Annotated in this window: 15 protein-coding genes and 2 tRNA genes; 10 read left to right on the top strand and 7 right to left on the bottom strand. The window is 73.4% G+C overall.

The window, feature by feature from the left end:
- Positions 1-450: 450 nt before the first annotated feature.
- From ACIP37_RS02345 to ACIP37_RS02375, 7 genes are all read left to right on the top strand, one after another.
- Positions 451-768: an Lsr2 family protein gene (locus tag ACIP37_RS02345; RefSeq protein WP_063348519.1), complete on the top strand. Its 318-nt coding sequence runs from the start codon at positions 451-453 to the stop codon at positions 766-768.
- Between the two features lie 137 nt (positions 769-905).
- Positions 906-978, top strand: a tRNA-Gly gene (locus ACIP37_RS02350).
- A gap of 39 nt (positions 979-1,017) precedes the next feature.
- Positions 1,018-1,093: transfer RNA gene (locus ACIP37_RS02355), tRNA-Gly, on the top strand.
- Positions 1,094-1,250: 157 nt separating this feature from the next.
- Complete coding sequence (locus ACIP37_RS02360) at positions 1,251-2,264, top strand: ABC transporter ATP-binding protein (RefSeq protein ID WP_400804223.1); 1,014 nt, start codon at positions 1,251-1,253, stop codon at positions 2,262-2,264.
- Entirely contained in the window at positions 2,261-3,094 is an 834-nt protein-coding gene (locus ACIP37_RS02365) for an ABC transporter permease (RefSeq protein ID WP_400804226.1), read from the top strand. Before ACIP37_RS02360 ends, ACIP37_RS02365 begins: the two co-directional genes overlap by 4 nt.
- 104 nt (positions 3,095-3,198) lie before the next feature.
- On the top strand, positions 3,199-4,431 hold the full coding sequence (locus tag ACIP37_RS02370; protein WP_363579830.1) for a histidine kinase: 1,233 nt from the start codon (positions 3,199-3,201) through the stop codon (positions 4,429-4,431).
- A gap of 28 nt (positions 4,432-4,459) precedes the next feature.
- Entirely contained in the window at positions 4,460-5,080 is a 621-nt protein-coding gene (locus ACIP37_RS02375) for a response regulator (protein WP_400804229.1), read from the top strand.
- 36 nt (positions 5,081-5,116) lie between these two features.
- On the opposite strand, the gene ACIP37_RS02380 is transcribed toward ACIP37_RS02375, so the two are convergent.
- The 4 genes from ACIP37_RS02380 to purD all read right to left on the bottom strand — a co-directional run bounded on the left by ACIP37_RS02380 (position 5,117) and on the right by purD (position 11,286).
- A complete protein-coding gene (locus ACIP37_RS02380; RefSeq protein WP_400804231.1) occupies positions 5,117-6,016 on the bottom strand; it encodes a phosphoribosylaminoimidazolesuccinocarboxamide synthase in 900 nt (299 codons plus the stop codon).
- 73 nt (positions 6,017-6,089) lie between these two features.
- Positions 6,090-7,703: a N,N-dimethylformamidase beta subunit family domain-containing protein gene (locus tag ACIP37_RS02385; protein ID WP_400327217.1), complete on the bottom strand. Its 1,614-nt coding sequence runs from the start codon at positions 7,701-7,703 to the stop codon at positions 6,090-6,092.
- 219 nt (positions 7,704-7,922) lie between these two features.
- Complete coding sequence (locus ACIP37_RS02390; protein WP_400804234.1) at positions 7,923-9,506, bottom strand: hypothetical protein; 1,584 nt, start codon at positions 9,504-9,506, stop codon at positions 7,923-7,925.
- A 532-nt stretch (positions 9,507-10,038) separates the two neighbouring features.
- A complete protein-coding gene (gene purD, locus ACIP37_RS02395; protein WP_400804237.1) occupies positions 10,039-11,286 on the bottom strand; it encodes a phosphoribosylamine--glycine ligase in 1,248 nt (415 codons plus the stop codon).
- A 367-nt stretch (positions 11,287-11,653) separates the two neighbouring features.
- On the opposite strand from purD, the gene ACIP37_RS02400 reads away from it, so the two are divergent.
- A complete protein-coding gene (locus ACIP37_RS02400; RefSeq protein WP_363579835.1) occupies positions 11,654-12,439 on the top strand; it encodes an SLATT domain-containing protein in 786 nt (261 codons plus the stop codon).
- Between the two features lie 158 nt (positions 12,440-12,597).
- On the opposite strand, the gene ACIP37_RS02405 is transcribed toward ACIP37_RS02400, so the two are convergent.
- The 3 genes from ACIP37_RS02405 to ACIP37_RS02415 form a co-directional block, all read right to left on the bottom strand.
- On the bottom strand, positions 12,598-13,245 hold the full coding sequence (locus ACIP37_RS02405) for a hypothetical protein (protein ID WP_350876643.1): 648 nt from the start codon (positions 13,243-13,245) through the stop codon (positions 12,598-12,600).
- A 115-nt stretch (positions 13,246-13,360) separates the two neighbouring features.
- Positions 13,361-14,455: a GntR family transcriptional regulator gene (locus ACIP37_RS02410; protein WP_400804241.1), complete on the bottom strand. Its 1,095-nt coding sequence runs from the start codon at positions 14,453-14,455 to the stop codon at positions 13,361-13,363.
- A 180-nt stretch (positions 14,456-14,635) separates the two neighbouring features.
- Positions 14,636-15,433 (bottom strand): carbon-nitrogen family hydrolase, encoded by a 798-nt coding sequence (locus tag ACIP37_RS02415; protein WP_063348508.1) that lies wholly within the window; start codon positions 15,431-15,433, stop codon positions 14,636-14,638.
- Positions 15,434-15,606: 173 nt separating this feature from the next.
- Here ACIP37_RS02415 and ACIP37_RS02420 point away from each other — a divergent pair, with 173 nt between their 5' ends.
- Both ACIP37_RS02420 and ACIP37_RS02425 read left to right on the top strand, forming a co-directional pair.
- The gene (locus ACIP37_RS02420) at positions 15,607-16,428 is read left to right on the top strand and encodes a maleylpyruvate isomerase family mycothiol-dependent enzyme (protein ID WP_363579837.1); all 822 of its coding nucleotides are present in this window, start codon (positions 15,607-15,609) and stop codon (positions 16,426-16,428) included.
- A gap of 439 nt (positions 16,429-16,867) precedes the next feature.
- A complete protein-coding gene (locus ACIP37_RS02425) occupies positions 16,868-17,716 on the top strand; it encodes a Bro-N domain-containing protein (RefSeq protein WP_400804245.1) in 849 nt (282 codons plus the stop codon).
- Positions 17,717-17,729: the final 13 nt, after the last annotated feature.

The raw sequence follows: 17,729 nt of genomic DNA on the forward strand, positions 1-17,729 counted from the left end.
CTTCGGTGAGGCGGGGGAACTCCAGACTACCGGGGGTTTCGGGCGGGATTGCTGGCCGGGGCAGGCGACGCGCGTAGACTCGAGACCCTTACGCGGCAAGGGATCCAAGCCCGTGAACCCCCGGCGGGGCCGCGCGGTTTCCACGGATTCGACCCCCGGAACGAGAACACCCGAAGAACACCCGAATACGGCACTCCGGGACAGATCGACCCGTCCCGCACTCCGGTATCCGGCACTCCGGCGAAGACACGTGAATATCCGGAAAAGAATGCCGGACTCTTCGATTTCGACCCCCTTCGGGTGCAGAATAGGGCCACCTGTCGCGGCAAGTGCTGCGTATCCGGCGGGCCACCAGGCCTGCCCGTATGCGCTTGCGCGAGTGGGTGCACATCAGGCCCCCGGACGCACCCCGCGGACCGGCGGCCGAATTGCCCGAGAGGATTGACACCCATGGCTCAGCGTGTAGTTGTCACGCTCTCCGACGACCTGGACGGCGGCGCCGCGGCGGAAACCGTCCACTTCGGCGTCGACGGGAAGTCGTACGAGATCGACCTGTCCGTGGACAACGCGGAAAAGCTGCGGGAGGCCCTCGCTCCGTTCGTCGCGGCCGGCCGCCGCCAGAGCCGCACCGGAAAGTCCTTCCGCCGCACCGCGCTCACCCCGGACCCGGCCGCGGTGCGCGCCTGGGCCCTGTCGCGCGGCATGGAGCTGCCGGCCCGCGGACGCATCCCCAAGCACGTGTACGAGCAGTTCGCCGAGGCGAACTGACCGCCCCGGGCACCCCGGTCGCCCCGCCCGCCTGGACCGAAAGGGTGGGGCGACCACCCCGAACGATGCTGTAGAGTAATCCTCGTCGCCGCAACGGAGAGATCCGGAGAGGCGGCGGGTGCCCCACCAGGCACCGTGCGGACGTGGCTCAGTTGGTAGAGCATCACCTTGCCAAGGTGAGGGTCGCGAGTTCGAATCTCGTCGTCCGCTCGCAGTGCGCGAGCACAGCACAACTCCATAGTAAGACCTGCGGACGTGGCTCAGTTGGTAGAGCATCACCTTGCCAAGGTGAGGGTCGCGAGTTCGAATCTCGTCGTCCGCTCCAGAACGAAAGGCTCCCTCGATCGAGGGGGCCTTTCGGCATTCCCGTTCCACGCCGATCCCGGCCCATGACATTTGTCATCGCCGACCCGTGGATCTCCACCGCCGGCTCATGACGGCGCGCACTGCCCGCCCGGCCGGGGAGGCGGAAGGCTTGAGCCATGGAAACGAGCCAGCCCCTCCGCCCCGGCGACAGCGTGATCGAGGTCACCGACCTGCACCGCCACTACGGCACCGGCACCACCGGCTACCACGCCGTCCGCGGCGTCGACCTGACCGTCGGCCGCGGTGAGCTGTTCGCCCTGCTCGGCACCAACGGGGCGGGCAAGACCTCCGCCATGGAGCTCATCGAGGGCCTGGCCGCCCCCACCGGCGGCACCGTCCGGGTGCTCGGCCACGACCCCCACCGGGAGCGCGCCGCCGTCCGCCCGCGGATCGGCATCATGCTCCAGGAGGGCGGCTTCCCCGGCGACCTCACCATCGCCGAGACCGGCCGCAGCTGGGCCGGCATGACCAGCGGCGCCCGCCCGGTCGACGAGGCCCTGGAGCTGGTCGGCCTCGGCCACCGCCGCGACGTCCGGGTCAAGCAGCTGTCCGGCGGCGAGCGGCGCCGGCTCGACCTCGCGATGGCCCTGCTCGGCCGCCCCGAGGTGCTCTTCCTGGACGAGCCCAGCACCGGCCTCGACCCCGAGGCGCGCGCCGCCGTCTGGCGGCTGGTCCGCGAACTGCGCGCCCAGGGCACCACCGTGCTGCTCACCACGCACTACCTGGAGGAGGCCGAGGAGCTCGCCGACCGGCTGGCCATCATGCACGGCGGCCGGGTCGTCACCACCGGAACCGTCGCCGAGGTGATCGCCGGCCGGCCCTCCCGGATCAGCTTCGAACTCCCCGAGTTCACCGGGACGGCGCTGCCGGTCCTCACCGGGGCCGAGATCACCGTCGACGGCCGCAAGGTCACCGTGCAGACCGGCGGCCTCCAGCGCACCCTCTTCGAACTGCTCGGCTGGGCCCAGCAGCACGGGATCGCGCTCGGCTCCCTGGACGCCCGCAGCGCCTCACTGGAGGAGGCCTTCCTCGCCATCGCCTCCGAGGCCGCCCACCAGGCCCCGCCCCAGTCGCCCGCCGCCCCCACCGCCCGCACCGCCCGCCGCCGCCTGATCGGATCCGCCCGATGACCACCGCCACCGCCGCCAAGACCGCCGCCGGCCCGCAGAGCACCACCGCCCGCCGGCTGCTCTCCCTCGGCCGCGCCGAGGCCACCCTGCTGCTGCGCAACCGGGCCGCCCTGTTCACCGCGCTGCTGCTACCGCTGCTGCTGATCGCCGGCCGGCACAACATGCTCAAGCAGCAGGCCGAGTCCCACCCCGGACTGGACGTCGACACGCTGCTGATCACCGGCACCATCGGCGGCGTCCTCGCCTTCGTCGTCTACTACAACCTGACCGCCGCGTACGTCGCCCGCCGCAACGAGCTGGTGCTCAAGCGGCTGCGCACCGGCGAGGCCCGGGACATCGAGATCCTGGCCGGCACGGCGGTGCCCTCGGTGAGCGTCGCCCTGATGATGTGCGCCGTGGTCGGCGTCGGCGCCGCCGCCCTTCTCAAGCTCAGCACGCCGGTGAACCCGCTGCTGCTGGCCGTCGGGCTGGTCCTGAGCATCGCCGTCTTCATCGCACTGGCCGCCGTCTCCAGCGCCTTCACCAAGACCGTCGAGACCGCCGGCATCACCACCCTCCCGGTGCTGCTGGTCTCCCAGTTCGGCTCCGGCCTGCTCATCCCGCTGGAGATCATGCCCCCCGGGCTGGCCGACTTCTGCCGCCTGCTGCCCACCACCCCGGCCTTCCAGCTGATCCGGATCGGCTGGACCGGCAGCGACGGCTCGGCCGCCGCCACCGGCTTCGCCGGCACCTGGTCCACCGCCGCCCCGCACCTGGTGACCGGCGCCGTCTGGCTCGGCCTGGCGGTCTGGGGCGCGGTGCGCTACTTCCGCTGGGAGTCGCGCCGCTGACGCCCCCGGCGGGCACCCTCTCCGGAAGTGCGAAGGTCAGACCCCCGTTCCGCCTCTGATATGAAGGTAGCGACACGATCTTGATCGAAACGGGGAGCGATTCGATGGCCGTCCAGGGGCCGGTCCGCAGATGGAAGGGCTTCGGCAAGCCCCAACGCGCCGAGCTGTACTTCCGCTGGTCGCTCTACATGGTGGCCTGGTGCATCGTTCCGGTGAACCTGGTGCTCAGCGCCTCCTCCGTCACGAACATCGACCGGTCGGTCGACGCCGTCCGGGTCACCGTGGTCGTCTCGCTCGCCTCCACCCTGCTCTGCCTCCGGGCGTTCCGCACCTCGCTCGACCACTACCTGCACCGCCCCACCGAGCACCTGCGCTGGCTGATCGTCAACAGCGCACTCTCGGTCGCCGGTTCCTGGGCCGTCCTGCTGCTGGGCCCGTCCTCCGCCGAACCCGGGCAGCCCGGAGGGACGCCGTTCACCGCGGCGATCGCCATCGCCATGCTGTGCGCCGCCATCGGCCCGATCAGCGTGGGCCTGCCCCTGCGCCAGGTCTTCGCCGCCGGACTCGGCCTGATCCTGCTGATCGCCCCGGCGATGCTGCTGGCCGGGATGAGCCCCGCCACCACGGCCGGACTGGCGGTCGGGGCGGCGATCAGCCTGACCTTCCTCGTCGGCACCTGCCGCAGCTTCGCCTGGGTGACCGCGATCATCTGGGAGCTGGAGACCGCCCGCGAGGCCCAGTCCCGGCTGGCCGTCGCCGAGGAGCGGCTGCGGTTCTCCCGCGACCTGCACGACGTGATGGGCCGCAACCTCACCACCATCGCGCTCAAGAGCGAACTCGCCGTCCAGTTCGCCCGCCGCGGGCGCCCGGAGGCCGCCGACCAGATGGCCGAGGTGCAGCGGATCGCCCAGGAGTCGCAACGCGAGGTCCGGGACGTCATCCGCGGCTACCGCACCGCCGACCTGCACGCCGAGGCGATCGGCGCCCGCGCGGTGCTGCGCAGCGCCGACGTCGCCTGCGAGATCGACCTCGGCGAGAACGCCGACCAACTGCCGCCGCCGATCCAGTCGGTGCTCGGCTGGGTGATCCGCGAGGCCACCACCAACGTGCTGCGGCACAGCGAGGCCGCCCACTGCCTGATCCGGCTGAACCTCCAGGACGGCCGCGCCGTCCTGGAGCTGGAGAATGACGGGGTGCCCGCCGTCCCGCTCCCCTCGCTGGGCGGCGGCACCGGACTGCGCGGCCTGCGCGAACGGCTGGCCGCCCACGACGGCGAGCTCACCATCCCCGAGGCCGCCCAGGGCACCTTCCGGATGCTCGCCGCCGTCCCGCTCTGACCCGCACCCACCGACGGAGGACCGCCCGATGACCGACCCCGCACCCGTGCGCGTCCTGCTCGCCGACGACGAGCACCTGATCCGGGGCGCGCTGGCCGCGCTGCTCTCCCTGGAGGAGGACATCACCGTGGTCGCCGAGGCCAGCTCCGGCCCGGAGGCGCTGGCGATGGCACAGGCCCACCGCCCGGACGTCGCGGTGCTGGACCTCCAGATGCCCGGCAAGGACGGCATCGAGGTGGCCACCGAACTGCGCCGGCTGCTGCCGGACTGCCGCTGCATGATCGTCACCGGCCACGGCCGCCCCGGCTACCTCAAGCGGGCGCTGGAGGTCGGGGTGCGCGGCTTCCTGCCGAAGACCGTCTCGGCGGCCGACCTGGCCGGCATCATCCGGACCGTCCGGGCCGGCGGCCGGTACGTGGACCCGGAGCTGGCCGCGGACGCGATCAGCGCGGGCGAGACCCCGCTCACCCCGCGCGAGACGGACGTCCTGGAGCTGGCCGCCGACGGCACCTCGATCACCGAGATCGCCGAACGGGCGGCGCTGTCCCCCGGCACCGTCCGCAACTACCTGTCCTCGGCGGCCGGGAAGCTGGGCGCCGAGAACCGGCACGCGGCGGTGCGGATCGCCCGCGAGCACGGCTGGATCTAGGTCCGAACACAGGCACGGCTCGCGGGCGGCCGGGCGTCAGGCCCAGGCGGTGCCGGTCAGCCGCTCGTACACCTCGATGTACTTGGCGCGGGTCTGCTCGACCACCTCGGCCGGCAGCTCCGGCGGCGGCTGCTCGCTGTAGCGGTCCCAGCCGGAGGCCGGGGAGACCAGCCAGTCGCGGATCAGCTGCTTGTCGAAGGACGGCTGCGAGCGGCCGGGCCGCCATTCGTCGGCCGGCCAGTACCGGGAGGAGTCCGGGGTGAGCACCTCGTCGCCGATCAGCAGCTCGCCGTCCAGCAGGCCGAACTCGAACTTGGTGTCGGCCAGGATGATGCCGCGGTCGCGGGCGATGTCCCGGGCCCGGCCGTAGACGTCCAGGGTGGTGCGGCGCAGCTGGGCGGCCAGGTCGGCGCCGATCCGGCGGGCGGTCTCCTCGTAGGAGACGTTCTCGTCGTGCTCGCCGACCTCGGCCTTGAGCGCCGGGGTGTAGATCGGGGCGGGCAGCTCGGAGCTGTTCTCCAGGCCCTCCGGCAGGGCGATGCCGCAGACCGTGCGGTTCTCCTGGTACTCGGCCAGGCCGGAGCCGGCCAGGTAGCCGCGGGCGACCGCCTCGACCGGGACCATGTCCAGGCTGCGGCAGATCAGCGTGCGGCCCTTCCAGTCGGCGGGGGCGCCGGACGGGACCTCGGTGGAGATCACGTGGTTGGGGACGATGTCGGCGATCCGCTCGAACCACCACAGGGACAGCTGGGTGAGGACGCGACCCTTGTCGGGGATCTCGTTCGGCAGCACCCAGTCGTGGGCGGACATCCGGTCGCTGGCGACCATGACCAGCTCGCCCGACTCGGTCCGGTAGAGGTCGCGCACCTTGCCGGTGTGCAGGTGGACCAGGCCGGGCACCTGGACCGGCTCGGGCTTGGTGACAAATCCGCTCAAGGTGTCTCAGTCCTCAGGGGTCGTTCGCGGGCGTGGGGCGCGCGAAAGGGGAGGTCACTGCCCCCGCAGTCTTTCACGAACCCCCGAGGCCCCGTTTCTGGCCGAGGGCGGCCCCGTTCCGGGTGAGGGAGGCCCGGCCGAAGGAGGCCTCGTTCTTGCCGAGGCGGTCGAGCAGGTTGGCGGTGGCCCGCTGGATCCGCTCGTCGGTGAGGCCGGGGCGGCCCAGTGCGGGCGACCAGGCGAAGGTGCCGGCCGCGAACACGTACGCGCCGCTGGGCGCCCGGTACAGCGAGGTCTCCTGGTAGCGGGTGCGGCCGGCGAGGTCCTGGTACGGCGAGTGTGCGAGCAGCACCCGCTCGGTGTGCTCGGGCAGCGCCACCTTGGGGTAGTAGCGGTCGGCTTCGCCGGCGACCAGGCCGGGCAGTTCGTCGCCCTCCTGCAGGCCGGTGCCGTCCCAGAGCCAGTGCGCGGTGTGCCGGGCGATCAGCGGGACGGGCGCGGCGACCCGGCCCGAGTACTGCAGGCCGAGCACCTGCTGCTCGGGCTCGCCGGCGTCCCGCCACAGCGCGCTGGCCGAACCGGGCGCCCCGGCGGCCGGGCTGCCCGGCTGGACCTTCTGCCGCTTCCGGCAGTTGAGCAGCCGGTTGGGTTCGCCGGAGGCGGCGGCGGTCAGCTCGACCCGCCAGTACATGGTGTTGGCGGACAGGAACACCAGCGAGGTGCCGTCGTCCCTGGCCTGCTCGACGGCCCGGCGCATCGGCTCGGACCAGTACTCGTCGTGGCCCGGGAAGATCAGCGCCCGGTGCCGCCCCGGGTCGACCAGGCCCGCGTGCAGGTCGGTGGCGGTGGCGTAGGAGAGGTCGTAGCCGTAGCGCTCGGCCCAGCGGATGAAGTCGTACGCGTGGCCGACGTGCAGCGGCAGCCCGGCGGTGGCGTGCGGGCGGTCGAAGGAGACCGTGACGGCCGCCTCCGGCTCGCCGACCAGGCCGCCCCGGCCGTCCCAGGCGTGGTAGAGGCTGGCGCCGCTGCGGCCGTCCTCGGGGAACAGGTTGTAGGCCTGCCAGGTCACGTCCGGGACCACCAGGAGCAGTTCGGCGGCGTGCTCCCGGTCCTCGAAGTCCCGGACGGTGAACGGGATGTGGCTGCGGTGCAGCATGTCCGCGGTGGTCAGCACGGCGACGTACGCGCCGGGCTTCCAGTGCACCGGGATCTGCAACCGCCAGGAGTGCCACCAGTGGTGGCAGGAGACCGTCCGCTCGACCACCAGCGGGGCGGGCTGGGCCAGCCCGGCGATCAGCGGGCTGGACGTCATGTGGCGGGCGCCGTCGCCGCCGTAGTGGCCGATCCGCCAGACGTCCACGGTGAACTCGCGGGGCGGGTTGACGGTGACCCGGAAGTCCACCGAACCGCCGGGGCGGATCACCCCGGCCGAGGCGAAGCCCTTGATCTGCTGGTCCACGTCGTTGGCGCTCTGCGGGGTACCGACCGGCGGCTTGGGCCGGGCGCCGGCCGCCAGCGGCCGCTGGCCGGGCGCGTCCACCGAGACGTACCAGGGGACAGCGCCCTCGGCGCCGGCCAGGTACTGGTCCGGGCTGCGCAGCCAGGGCAGTGGGCCCTGGCCGAAGGGGTCGGAGACGCTGTAAGCGTGCGTTCCGGACTCCCAGCGGCGGTTGAGTTCCGTGCCCACGCGCCCCTCCCAGGTGCACTTCCGCCCGGTTGGCACGTGCCCCCCGGATGTGCGTGCGGTCTAATACACCACAGAGTGCTGGCGCTCCGTCACCCTGCGGTCGCAATTGGTGCCGGGAATCTCACGCCCTCCCCCGGCCGGGCCTCCGGCCTGCGGAGACGGCCGCCCGCCGGTCGGTTTGGGGGCGCGCGCCGGAGCGCCGAGCGCCGCCTGTCCGGCTCACAACCGGACGGGTTTCTCCAGACGGACGTCGGCGGCGTCCAGCCAGGCCCGCAGCGGGCCGTCCTGGCCCTGTTCGACGGCCTGGGCGACCGGCCCGGCCAGGTCGGTGCGGCGGATCCCGCCCAGCAGCAGCACCGGACCGTCCAGCCAGTCCAGGCCGGGCGCGCCGCCCGCGGTGTCGACGGCGGCGCAGCAGACCATCGCGGTGACGTGGTCGACCAGCAGGTCACGGCCGCTGCGGGCGGTTTCGAGCAGCGGGGCCGGGGCGGTGGTGCGGGCCAGCTGGGCGGCCAGCGCGGCGGCCAGCTGCTCCCCCTCGCCCTCGGCGAGCCGGACCAGCAGCCGGGTGAGCGTCGGGGAGCCGGGGCGGGCCTGGGGGGCGAGCCGGTCCAGGGCGGTCTGGAGGGCGGCGGCGCGGGCCCGCCAGCCGGCGTCCACCACGTCGGCCGGGTAGTCGGTCCACTCCAGCTCGTGCCAGCCTCCGGCGGCCGGGCTGCCGAAGAACAGCTCGGCGGCGAGCCGGGAGACCGCCCGGTCGACGGTGCCGGGCTCCTCCAGCAGGTCGCAGGCGGGACGGTCGCCGAGCCGGGTGCCGTAGCCGTCGGCCAGGCGGTCGCGCCGGGACAGCTCGGTGAGGGCGGAGACGACACCGGCGTTGAGGTGGGCGGGGTGGCGGCCGAGCCGCCAGGCGGGCAGCGCGACCCGGGTGAGCAGCCGGTCCCAGCCCGCGTAGGCCAGGCCGACCTGCTCCTGGGCGGCGATCCGCAGGCCGTAGTCGACCGTCCTGGCCTGCTCGGAGGCCCAGCTCGCCACGGAGCGCTCCAACTCGGCGGCGTGGCCTCGGCAGGCGCCGAGCAGCCGGCGGGTGATCCCGCGGGTGATCCGCTCGGCGAGCGCGGCCGGACCGCGGCGGGGCGGCCGGGGCGGGCCCGCCAGGGTGCCGCCGCCGAGGCCGGGGGCGGCACCCTCGCCGGAGTCCAGGCTGGCGTCCAGGCTGCGCAGGAAGCGGCGGGCGGCGGCGATCTCCGGGTCGGCGGAGGCGGCGGTGCCGGCCACCACGGGGGCGAGCAGGGCGCGCAGTTCGCCGGCCCGCATCCACCACAGGAACGGCGAGCCGATCACCAGGACCGGGCCCGGCGGCTCGGGGTGCGCCCGGAACGGGCGGGCCCGCCGCACCGGGGGCACGTCCTCCAGCCAGCTGTCGCAGTCCGGGGTGAGGGCCACGGTGGAGGGCGCGGGCACGTCCAGCCGGTCGGCGAGTTCGTCGATCAGCCGGTACAGCTCGGGTGCCTCGGCGCGTTTCAGCGGAACGGCCGGGGTCCGGGGCGGGACGGCCCGGTGGTAGGCGCGGGCGGTCAGCCCGGCCACCAGGAGCGTCAGCGCGGCCACCGCGCAGACCACCCAGCGGGCGGCGTCCCACCCGGCGGCGTCGGAGGAGCCGGGTGCGCCGATCCGCCCGGTGAACCGGCCCGCGAGCAGGACCACCGCGACGGCGGCGGGCATGGCGGCGGCGGCCAGGGCGAGACCACGGACCCGCAGGACCGCCTGGGCGTGAGCGCGCGCGGTGTCGACTGCGGCCATACGGTGCGGCACCCCCTTCGGAGCCCTCGGGCGCCCGGCGACGGGCCCTGAGCCGACTCGAAACGATCAGTTCCGACCGGGAAGCGGAGGCGTCCGATCCCCGGTAGTGCATGCTGTGTGGCGCTTCTGCCATGTTCGACGCACCGGCCCGAGTGGGTGTTCCGGATCGCCCCGGTTTCCACTCGTCCCGGTGACACCGCCCGGATTCCGGACGGTCACGACCGGTCCGGTGCGAAGCACCCGGGCACCCGCCCGGCCGGACGCCGTCCAGCATCCCCCCGTGGGAACACCGCTACCCGGCGGCGACCCCGGCGCACGGCCACGTCGCACTGCGATCCAGCGCACCATAAGGCCGGGCGCCCGGCTACGTCAGCCGGATGCGGGTGCTGTCACCCGATGGGCTGGAATCCGGCCGCCGAACGGTGCGCCGGCCCCCGGAGTCACTCCCGCCCCGGAAACGCCGCAGGGCGCTGCGTCCATGGGGGGAAATCCCACGGTGCGCGGCGCCCTGCGGGCGGAGGCGGGGCAGGCCCTACTCGGTGGCTGCCTTCAGGGCGATGTCGGTGCGGTGCTGGCCGCCCTTGAGGGCGATCCGGTCCACGGCGGCGTACGCGCGGTCGCGCGCCTCCACCAGGTCGGCGCCGGTCGCGGTGACCGACAGGACGCGGCCGCCGGCGCTCAGCACCCGGCCGTCCTCGTCGGCCCTGGTACCGGCGTGCAGGACGAACGCGGTGCCGTCGGTCTCGGCCTCGGCCAGGCCCTCGATCGGGTCACCGGTGCGCGGCGCGGCCGGGTAGCCCTCGGAGGCGACGACCACGGTGACGGCCGCGCCCTCGTCCCAGCGCAGCGGCTCCAGCTGGTCCAGGGTGCCGGTGGCGGCGGCCAGCAGGACGGCGGCCAGCGGGGTGCGCAGCCGGGCCAGCACGACCTGGGTCTCCGGGTCGCCGAAGCGGGCGTTGAACTCGATCACCCGGGTACCGCGCGAGGTGAGCGCGAGGCCCGCGTAGAGCAGGCCGGAGAACTCGGTGCCCCGGCGGCGCAACTCGTCGACGGTCGGCTGCAGGACGCTCCGCTGGACCTCCTCGACCAGCCCGGCGGGCGCCCACGGCAGCGGCGAGTAGGCACCCATGCCACCGGTGTTGGGGCCCTCGTCGCCGTCCAGCGCGCGCTTGAAGTCCTGCGCGGGCTGGAGCGGGACGACGGTGGTGCCGTCGGTGATCGCGAACAGCGACACCTCGGGGCCGTCCAGGTACTCCTCGATGACCACGCGCTCGCAGGAGGCGGCGTGCGCCAGCGCGGCCGCGCGGTCGGAGGTGACCACCACACCCTTGCCGGCGGCCAGGCCGTCGTCCTTGACCACGTACGGCGCGCCGAAGGCGTCCAGCGCCTCGGCGGCCTCGGCCGGGGTGGTGCAGACGTAGGAGCGGGCGGTGGGCACGCCGGCCCCGGCCATCACGTCCTTGGCGAAGGCCTTGGAGCCTTCCAGTCGGGCGGCTTCGGCGGACGGGCCGAACACCGGGATGCCGGCCGCGCGCACGGCGTCGGAGACGCCCGCGACCAGCGGGGCCTCCGGGCCGACGATGACCAGGGCGGCGCCGAGCCGCACGGCCAGGTCGGCGACCTGCGCGCCGTTCAGCTGGTCGACCGGGTGGACCGTCGCCACCTGTGCGATCCCGGCGTTGCCCGGGGCACAGTGCAGCTCGGAGACGGCGGGATCTTGGGACAGAGAGCGGCACAGGGCGTGTTCGCGGGCGCCGCCGCCGATGACGAGGACCTTCACGCTTGGCAAGGGTAGTCGGTGGCCAGTTCCGGCCGCTCTCCGGTCCCGTCCGATCCTCCAGTCGGGGCGGTCCGTACGCCGAGGATGTCGGAGAAACCTCCAACTCGGACCGGCTCGGTGCGCACCGGGTGCCCGAGTCAGGACGGCGGGTCACCGGCCCCTCCCTCGGACGGGTGAAATCTCGCCGACCCCCGCATCCCTTCCACCCCGGGTTCCGGTGGCCGAATCCGGTAACGATCACCGGGGAAGCGACCCCATGGTCAGCCATTTGGCGGTAAGAAGTGCTGTTGGACAACCAACGGCAGACGTCGCGTCAGCCGATGGACCGCCAGACCCAGCAGTCCGCCCGCCACAGGGAGCCCCACAGGTGAGCCAGCCGGAAATGCAGCCCGAGGAGAGTGCCTGGGGCAAGGAGATCGGCGAGGAGGACCCGCCCGCCGCGACCATCGCCCGCCAGGCGTCCACCCGCCGACGGACCGATCTGAGCACTCGACAGTTCCCGCTCGGGGACTGGGGCGAGCCGGCCGAGCGCCTGGAGGAGCTGTACCGCTGGTCCGAGGAGCGGGCGGTCGAGGCGATCGAGTGGTACCGCAAGGACCGGATCTGGAAGCGCCGCTGGGCGCGCCTGCTGCGGTTCGGCACGGCCGGCTTCGCGGTGGGCGGGGTGACCGCGCCGCTGGTCGACCTGACCGGCGCGGTCTCACACGGCACCAGCTGGGGCTACGTCGGCCTGGCGCTCGCCGCCGCCTGCCACGGCACCGACCGGGTGTTCGGCCTCACCTCCGGCTGGATGCGTGACGTCAGCACCGCGCAGGCGCTGCAACGCCGGCTGGAGGCCTTCCAGTTCGACTGGGCGTCGGAGTGCGTGCGCGAGGTGCTCGGCCCGACCGAGGGCACCGCGGGCGAAGCCGCCGAGCGCTGCCTCGGCGTGCTGCGCCGGTTCTGCGAGGACGTCTCGGACATGGTCCGCACCGAGACCTCGGAGTGGATGCTGGAGTTCCGCGCGTCCATGACCCAGCTGCCCACCCAGGCCCCGGGCACCTGGGGCGGGCGCAGCGAGAGCGGGGTGGGCGCCCAGGTGCGGGTGCTGCCGCCGCCGGGCACCCGGCCCACCATGCCGCGCCAGCGGCCGCCGGAGGGGCCGCTGCGGTAGCGGGCGGGAAGGCGGGCCGCCTGCCGTGGCGGGCGGGCCGGTGCGGCGGGAGGGTGCGGCGCCCGGGCGGACGCGGCGGGAGGGTACGGCGCCCGGGCAGACGCGGCGCCCGGGCGGATGCGGCGGGCGACGCCTCGGGCAAAAGGCTGCCGGACGCCTCAGGCGAAGACCACCATCGAGCCCTGGGCGAGGCTGCGGGTCGCCGCCGCGTACAGGCCCGCCCAGGCGTGCCGCTCGCGGGCGAAGGGGTGCAGGTCGTCCAGCGGCGGCCCGAACGGCTGCTCCAGGCCGGTCGGGCCGAGCGGCCGGGTCGGGTCCGGCGGGTTGAGCGGGTCGAGGCCCAGCGCCGGGGCGACGGCCTGCAGTTCGCGCAGCAGCCCGTGGCTGGAGCCGAGCGGACCGCCGGAGGCGAGCAGCGCGTCGTCCACCAGCGGCGCCGGGAACTCTATCGGCACGTAGGCGCCCGCGTGGTCGAAGTGCCAGACCAGGTGCGACTGTTCGGCACTGCTCTCGAACATCTCCAGCAGCTGCTCGTAGTCGCCGCCGAGCGAGTCCACCGGCGTGATGTCCAGCCCGGTGAGGCCCAGCAGGTAGGCACGGCGCAGGAAGTGCAGCGAGTCGTAGTCGAAGGCGGCTATCGGCTCGACCGCCCCGCTCAGCCCCGGGACGTACTGGTAGACCGGCACCTCTGGCAGCCCGCGGGAGGCCAACACCGCGTTGTAGAGGGCGAGATCGTCCCTGAAGGGATTGTCGGGGCTGTGGCTCAGCACGTCCACGAGCGGGACGAGCCAGAGGTCGCAGGCCATGGCCGGCAGTTCCTCTCCGGGCGACGGGGTCGCCCGCAGGGCGGGACGACGACGGGGGCGGGGTCGGTACCCGGACGGCCGTTGTGCGGGACGCCCGGTTCGACGACCGCCCACCCTACCGGCCCGGGGCCGGGCGCGGGTCGGGCCGTCCCTGCGGTGCGTCCGGGGGCGGTTCGGGCAGCCGCCGGCCGAACCGGCCGTACGGCACCGAGCGCGGCTGCGGCACCAGGCCGAGGCCCAGCCCGAGTTCGCGGCCGAGCTCCCGGCCGACCTCCTCGCCCGGCCAGCGCCGGCCCCTCCCGACCTGGTCGAACGCCTGGCCGGGGGCCAGTTCGGCCGCCACCGGCGGGGCTTCGGCGGACGGGGCCGGCGGCACGGGCCCGCCGTCCAGGAGCCCGCCGCCACCGGGTCCGCCGCCACCGGGCTCGCCGTCCAGGGGTTCGCTATTCAGGGGTTCGCTATTCAGAGGATCGCCGTCCAGGGGTTCGGTGAGCAGCCCCAGCACCGTCACCGACTCCAGCGGCCGCCCGGCCAGCCCGGCCAGCAGCCGGGCGGTGTACAGGTTGTACTCGCAGATGATCCGGTGCGCGCCGACCAGGTCCCGCGCGCCGATGGCGTCGACCAGGTCGAGGTGGCGGTCCCAGCAGACCTCGGCCAGAACGGGCAGCTCCCGCAGGTAGGGCGCGGCGAACATCCACGACTGCACCCGCAGCCAGTCCAGGTAGTCGCCGATCCGGCGGTTGCCGATCAGCGCGGCGACCTCCTGCCAGAACCGGCGGTCGCAGCCCACCATCACGTCCAGGTTCCCGGCCCGGGCGGCCCGGACCGCCGCGTCGGCCCGGCGGCGCAGCGAGGGCAGCCTGGCAAGGTCCGGCAGCGCCCTGCGTGCGGAGAACTGACGGTAGTAGCTGTCGGTGACCAGCACCCGGGACTCGAAGATCTCCAGGAAGTCGTCCCAGCCCAGCTCGGGCACGGTGAACCCGCGGTGGTGCTCGGCCCGCAACAGCCCCTGCGCACCGAGGTCGACCAGCGCCTCGCGGGCCGGGGTCGCCGAGACGCCGTACAGCTCGGCGATCTCCTTGACGGTGAAGTTGCGGCCGGCCGCCAACCGGCCGGCCATCATCTCCTCGCGCAGCGCACCGGCGATCTGCTCGCGCAGGCTGTTGCGCTGGATGACGGGACGGGTGTCGCCTGCGCCGTTGCCGGGCATGCGCGCAACCTCCTGGGGCGGGCCGATCAGGCCGCCCCTCGGCGGACCGGCCAACGAGCGGCGGGGAACACGACGAGTGCTCATCTTCTCAAACCCGCCCCGAGAAGGTACAAACCAACCCCCCGGAGGCCCCGGCGCCCCCGGACTCCCCCGCCCGGACCGGGCCGGGGCGGGCCAGGATCAGCGCTGGACCGGCGCGGGGATCCCCAGCAGGCGGTCCCGCAGCACCGGGAACTCCTCGCGGGCCTTGCCCACCTCGGCCGGATCGAACTCGACGGTCAGCACCTGCTCCTCCGTGCCGGCCTCGGCCAGCACCCGGCCCCACGGGTCCACCACGATGCTGTGCCCGGCCTGCTCGACCCCGGCGTGCGTCCCGGCCGTGTTGCAGGCCAGCACGAACGCCTGCTCCTCCACCGCGCGCGCCCGCGCCAGCAGCGTCCAGTGCTCGCGCCGCCGGGCCGGCCAGGCCGCCGGAACCACCAGCAGCTGCGCGCCGGCGTCCAGCAGCGCCCGGAACAGCTCCGGGAAGCGCAGGTCGTAGCAGGTGGCCAGGCCCAGGGTGGCGAAGTCGGTGGCCGCGGTGACGATCTCCTGCCCGGCGCCCATCACCACCGCCTCGCCGCTGTCGAAACCGAAGCGGTGGATCTTGCGGTAGGTGTGCACCAGCTCGCCGTCCGGGGCGAACAGCAGCGAGGTGTTGTAGATCGGCCCGTCCGGGTCGCGCTCGACGATCGAACCGGCGTGCAGCCAGACCCCGGCCGCCCGCGCGGCCGCCGCCATCGCGTCCGAAGTGGGACCGTCCAGCGTCTCGGCGCCGTCCGACCACAGGTCGTAGGCGAAGCCGCCGAGCGGCCACAGCTCCGGCAGGACCACCAGGTCCGCGCCCTGCTGCGCCCGGACCAGCGCGGCGGCCCGGGCCCGCCGTTCGGCGGGCGGCTCGGCGTCGGAGACCCCGAGTTGGATCAATGAAGCGCGCACAGTACCACCGTCCACGGCAAGAGACCTACGATCGTCACCCGAAAGCGCTGCCCAGCTGTCTCCCGGCAGCGTAACGTGCGGTTAGCGTGTGCGCCTGGAAGCCGGACCATCCCGGCCGACCGGGGAGGCCGGGCGCAGAGGGCAAGGAAGCTGACGGAGGGCCGGAGATTCCCGTGACGGACAACCAGACCGTGCAGGCTTACACGGAGGCGTGGGCCCAGAGCATCGAGTCCATATCGGAGCTGGTCGCCCCCCTCCCCGAGGGCTCCTGGAACCGGGCCACCGAATGCCCCGGCTGGTCGGTCCGGGACGTCGTCTCGCACATCATCGCGGTCGAGTCCGAACTCCTCGGCGACCCCCGCCCGATCCACTCCCTGCCGCGTGACCTTCGCCACGTCACCACCGACTTCGCCCGCTACATCGAACTGCCGGTCGACAAGCGCCGCTGCCACACCGCTCTGGAGATGACCAGCGAGCTGGAGTACACGATCATCCGCCGCTCCCGGGCACTGCGGAACGCCAAGCAGACACCCCTGGAGCCGGTGCGCTGGCCGGCCGGCCCGAACAGCCGCGACGTGCCGTACCACGAGCTGCTGCGCCTGCGGGCCTTCGACGTCTGGGTGCACGAGCAGGACCTGCGCCGGGCCCTGGACACCCCCGGCAACCTCGACTCCCCGGCCGCCCTGATCGCCCGGGACGTCCTGCTCGGGCTGCTGCCCAAGGCCGTCGCCCACCGGGCCGGCGCCCCGGCCGGAACGGCCATGGTTCTGGACGTCACCGGCCGCGTGGAGTTCCTGCGCACCGTCCGGGTCGACTCGACCGGCCGCGGCACCGTCGACGAGTCGATCAGCCTGGCCCCCGACGTCCAGCTCACCATGGACTGGGAGACCTACCTCCGGCTCGCCTGCGGCCGCGGCCGCCCCGGCCCGGTCACCATCGACGGCGACAAGGAACTCGCCGACCGCGTCCTGTCCGCCTTCGCGGTCACCATCTGACCCCAGCCACCCCACAGCGCACGCCACCCGGCGTACACGCACGAGTGCGCGCCGGGTGCCGAGTCATGGGCCGGCGTAATCCGCCCGACGCCGTCAAGAGGTTGGAGACCCACCAGCACCGCACCGTCGACCTGTGGTCGGTAACCATCGCCAAAAGCGATGGTTACGACGTTTCAGCAGGTCAGAAACCCTACGCCCCCGCCGCCTCAACCTTCCGGCACAGGTCCAGGAACTCGCCGAACGCGTCCTGTCCGCCTTCGCGGTCACCATCTGACCCCAGCCACCCCACAGCGCACGCCACCCGGCGTACACGCACGAGTGCGCGCCGGGTCGGCACCACTCGTGCATCCATCCGTCAATCCAGCACCAGCACCTCACCCGTTCGACCTCGTTGTTCCGGGCGCTCCCGCCACCACCCGGAAGAAGGAGGGGCGTCCCCATGGACGGCGAACAGCAACAGATGGTCCTGGTCCGGTCGAGCTTCCCGGTCACGGGGCAACCGATCAGAGTCGTGATGATCGACGGACAACCGTGGTTCGTCACGGCGGACGTGTGCCGAGTCCTGGGTCGAGGAAACCCGACAGATACCGTCAAGGTGCTGGAACACCATCAGCACCGTGTCGTCGACCTACGGTCGGTAACCCTTGTTCGGAACAAGGGTTACCGGATTCCTACAGGTCAGAAAGCCTATCGTCGAGGGAATCCACTACTCGGCGTGGTGAGCGAGGCAGGTCTGTACGGCCTCCTCATGCGGTCGGACAAGGACACGGCCAGACCGTTCCGAGAATGGGTTACCGACGAGCTGATCCCCTCCGTCCGTCGCGGGGACACCGACATCCCCGCCCAGCAACGGCGGATGGCGGAGACCCTGGCAGAGGCGATCGGACAACAGGTACGGATCGTCGCCGAGATCGACCACGAGGACTGGCCCGGCCTGACCGTCCACTCGGACGGAACGGTCCACTGCCAGCACGGCGAGATGGTCCTCCACCTACCGAACCGCGAAGAGGACAGCGGACCACCGTTCGGCGCCTACTTCGCCTGCCCGGGCGAAGAACGAGTCGGAATCCGGGCCAGCCGAATCGTCCCCGGCTGCCCAAAACTGAAGCTGCTGGACCTGATCCGCATGCGGCGCGAAGCCGCCGAGCAGCCGACCCGACCGGGGGCGCATCCGGCTCGCACACCGATGATGCCGCCGGAGGGCACGGTGCTCTGTGTGATCGACCGGGTCCAGCTCTACGGACGGCCGCCAGAGATCACCGAGGTGCTCCGGGGCATCGGGCTGTAGCGGCGGGAAACCA

The organism is Kitasatospora sp. NPDC088861, assembly GCF_044750105.1.
In the GTDB taxonomy this organism is placed as follows: Bacteria; Actinomycetota; Actinomycetes; order Streptomycetales; family Streptomycetaceae; genus Kitasatospora.